The sequence below is a fragment of the Psychromonas sp. genome, assembly GCF_041586535.1.
Taxonomy (GTDB): Bacteria; Pseudomonadota; Gammaproteobacteria; order Enterobacterales; family Psychromonadaceae; genus Psychromonas.
Map to the genome: position 1 here is coordinate 1 of NZ_JBFGZY010000212.1, position 3,967 is coordinate 3,967.

Genomic DNA, 3,967 nt, shown 5'->3' on the forward strand with positions numbered 1-3,967 from the left:
CTCAACAGAAAAGTCATGAAGGTGCGAAAACATATGAGAGGCCAGAGGTAGCTCCTCAACTTGAGCCCGTATATAAGCCAGCATCTAACTTTGTTTGTAATTTCTTTTTGACATACGGCGGGAGTCCATATAAGCCCCTAGGAGAAAAGGCAGCAAAAACAGTAGCAACTCGCGGGTCTAGCGTGTCGTTAAATGGCTTTTTGCAGATCATCAATCAGTTTTCCCAATATCGCTAACCCGGGTAAAATTTTATCGTGATTAATCGCTGAAAATCCCAGTCTAATATAATTTTTGGGTGCGTGTTCTTGGCTAAATAGGCTATCGCCTGATTCGATTAATATGCCTTTTGCGGCTGCAGCAGCGCGTAATAAGTGACTGGGCATACTTTCTGGTAAACCGATCCAAAAACAGAAACTACCGGCTGTAGAGTGGATCTCGCATGCACTGAGATAGCGCTCAATTCCCTGTTGCATCAATAACCACTTCTCTTCATAGGAGCGGCGCATACGCCGTACATGACTGTCATAATACCCCTGAGCAATAAACAGTGCGATGATCCGCTGGTTATTGGCAGGTGGATGACGATAATGCAGATGACGTAATTTACGTAGTTCTTTAACGAGTTTTTTATCAGCGACCAGGTAACCAATACGGATCCCTGGTGAAAGAGACTTAGATAAACTACCGACATAGATAACTCGGCCATGTTGATCGAAACTTTTAAGCGCAGGAAGCGGTTTTTCGATGAAATTAACCTCACTTTCATAGTCATCTTCAATCACCACAAAATTATCTTTCCTGGCTTGTTCAAGTAATGCTTTACGGCGCTTTACGGTCATGGTTACCGTTGTAGGGTATTGATGGCTCGGGGTGACACAAACATAGCGGCACTCCTTCAGTTGTTGCCCGACTTGTAAACCTTCTGAATCGAGAGCGAGTGGTTTCACCGGGCTGTGGCAAAGAGAGATAATCTGGCGCAAATCAGCATGGCCAGGATCCTCCACACCAAAAGTAACCTTTTCACCTGCTAATAAATTGGCGAGTAAAAAAAGAGAGTTCTGCGTACCCAGGGTTATCAGTATTTCATCTGCTTGGGCAACAATGCCGCGTTTGGAGAGGATTTGCTGGCGAATTTGCGTTACCAACTCCGGATCGTCTTCCCCCATAAAACCTTCTACCCATTCATGTACTTTTCCACGGCTTTCAACTTTCCGAGAACATTCCCGCCATTGATAAGTAGGAAACTCTTGTGCATTGATCTGCCCATAAATAAAGGGATAAGGATATTTTAGCCAATCTTTATCTTTATTAAGAGAGGTAAATTGACTGAGATTTTTTTGCAGTCGTTTGCCCCAATTTGGTGCATGGGAAGGACTCAGAGGATGCACATCCTCGACTGCTAGATTTGCTTCAACCGGTAAATCAGGATCAACAAAATATCCTCTTCGCTCGCGGGAAATGAGATACCCTTCTTCGACCAGGCTTTCGTAAACCAGGATAATAGTATTTCTCGATACGCCAATAAGTTGGGCCATTTTTCTACTGGGTGGCAGAGCCTTGTCAGCAAAGGCGTCTTGATTGATTAGTTGTACTAATTTTTCGCGAATTTGTTGCTGGTAACTACTGTTGTTATGCAACTCAATATTTAATAAAAAATCAACCACGATAAGACCTATACGCAAAAGATAAAATGTATTGTCTATCCATCGATTAGACAGGGGCTGTAAAAGAAAACTATTGTCTATTGTTTTTTATAAAAAGCAATTTTTAAGCCAACATCTCCAAACACCCTGGATCTAATGATTAAAATTGCTGGAACTAGGGAAATACCAGTGACCTCAGTTAGTGTAACTGAGTAGCCAATGGCACTATTTACCAAGGAGATAATTATGGGCATCGCTGAATCACCAATTGCATCAAAAATTGCATCAACAATCGAGAAAGATCGACATCATGTCTGGCATCATTTAGGTCAGCATAGTGTATTAAAGCAACAAGACCCGATGGTTATAGTAAAAGGTCAGGGCTCGCGTGTTTGGGATGCTAAAGGTAACAGTTATTTAGATGCCTCTTCTGGTGGGGTTTGGTGTGTTAATGTCGGTTATGGCCGTACTGAGATAGCAGATGCAGTTCGCGAACAGCTGGTAGAGCTGAACTTCTTTTCCAGTACCGCCGGCAATGTTCCTGCTGCTGAATTTGCTGAAAAACTGCTGCAAAAGATGCCGGGAATGAGCCGTGTTTATTATTCAAATTCCGGCTCTGAGGCTAATGAAAAAGCATTTAAGATTGTCCGTCAGATTGCCCATCAGAAATATGGCGGCAAGAAGCATAAAATATTATATCGTGAGCGAGATTATCACGGCACAACCATTGCGGCATTAAGTGCAACTGGACAGGAGGAACGAAAGGCGCACTATGGTCCATTTGTTCCGGGTTTTGTTGAGTTTCCCCATTGCTGCGAATACAGAAGTCAATTTGGCGATGTCGATAATTATGGTGAATTAGCCGCTAAAGAGCTCGAAAAAGTGATTTTAAGAGAGGGACCAGATACTGTCGGTGCTGTCGTTTTTGAACCGATCACCGCTGGAGGTGGGATTATCACACCGCCTGAAGGCTACTGGCCTGCTGTAATGGATATCTGTAAAAAATACGATGTGCTTATCCATATTGATGAAGTGGTTTGTGGCATGGGAAGAACTGGTGAATGGTTTGGTTATCAGCATTATGGCATCAAGCCTGATATCGTCACCATGGCAAAGGGTGTGGCATCGAGTTATGCTGCTATTTCGTGCACGGTAACCACTGAAGCTGTGTTTAATGAATTTATTGCCGATCCGAGTGAGCGTGAAGCTTACTTTCGAGATATCAGTACCTTTGCCGGTTGTACTGCGGGTCCGGCAGCTGCTTTAGTTAATTTAGAAATATTAGAGCGGGAAAATCTGCTGCAAAATACAGCTGAGATGGGCGAGTATTTATTGGCAGAGTTAACTGCACTTAAAGATCACCACCCGATTATTGGTGATGTGCGCGGTAAAGGTCTGATACTGGGTCTAGAATTGGTTAATGATCGAGACACTAAAGAGCCTGTCGCAGAACAAGTTGCCATGAAGGTTGCCGCTTTATGTATGCAAAAAGGGTTAATTATAGGACGCACTAACCGCTCTTTTGCGAAATTCAATAATACCTTATGTTTGTGTCCGGTATTGACTATTAATAAAGAAGAAGCTGATTTTATCGTCGCAACACTCGATGCTGCTTTTAGTGAGTTATAATTTAAGGAATAAAACATGACCCAACAACGTCCAATCGTTTTGATTACCGGTGCCACTTCTGGATTTGGATTGGCAACCGCGAGAAAATTTGCCCAGCATGGTTACCCGTTAGTGATTACCGGGCGAAGAGAAGAACGTCTGAAAAAACTAAGTGATGAGTTAAGTCCACTGACATCGGTTTATTTTAAGTCCCTTGATGTCAGAGATGCCGCTCAGGTCATTGAGCTAGTTGCGCAATTACCGACTGAATTTAAGAATGTCGCAATATTAGTCAATAATGCCGGGTTGGCATTAGGCGCTTCCCCGGCAGATCAGGCTTCTCTCGATGATTGGCATACCATGATTGATACTAATGTGACAGGCCTGGTCAATGTAACCCATGCATTATTGGCAACACTTAAAGCGCAGCCTTCTGCCACCATTATCAATCTGTCGTCGATTGCCGCTAATTGGGCGTATCCGGGCAGTCACGTATACGGCGCATCAAAAGCGTTTGTTGCCCAATTTTCCCGCAACTTACGCAGTGACTTTGCAGGAACAGGTGTACGTGTTACCAGCCTTGAGCCGGGACTATGTGAAAGCGAATTCAGCCTGATACGCTTTAAAGGTGATCAGGATAAATATGATGCACTTTATAAAAATGCCAATGCGCTGCAACCCGAAGATATTGCCAACATTATTTTCTGGATCGCTGA

3 protein-coding genes are annotated in these 3,967 nt (G+C 43.4%); 2 read left to right on the forward strand and 1 reads right to left on the reverse strand.

The window, feature by feature from the left end; translation table 11 throughout:
* Positions 1 to 188: 188 nt before the first annotated feature.
* Positions 189 to 1,664 (reverse strand): PLP-dependent aminotransferase family protein, encoded by a 1,476-nt coding sequence (locus ABZA00_RS16570; protein WP_372883259.1) that lies wholly within the window; start codon positions 1,662 to 1,664, stop codon positions 189 to 191.
* A gap of 198 nt (positions 1,665 to 1,862) precedes the next feature.
* On the opposite strand from ABZA00_RS16570, the gene ABZA00_RS16575 reads away from it, so the two are divergent.
* Both ABZA00_RS16575 and ABZA00_RS16580 read left to right on the forward strand, forming a co-directional pair.
* Positions 1,863 to 3,272: an aspartate aminotransferase family protein gene (locus tag ABZA00_RS16575; protein WP_372883260.1), complete on the forward strand. Its 1,410-nt coding sequence runs from the start codon at positions 1,863 to 1,865 to the stop codon at positions 3,270 to 3,272.
* Between the two features lie 15 nt (positions 3,273 to 3,287).
* Positions 3,288 to 3,967 (forward strand): SDR family NAD(P)-dependent oxidoreductase (locus ABZA00_RS16580; RefSeq protein ID WP_372883261.1); only part of this gene is annotated, 680 nt, incomplete at its 3' end.

Bases quoted from the DNA above. Each gene is read 5' to 3' on its own strand.
- ABZA00_RS16575 (WP_372883260.1), top strand. From the start codon at position 1,863: ATGGCACTATTTACCAAGGAGATAATTATGGGCATCGCTGAATCACCA.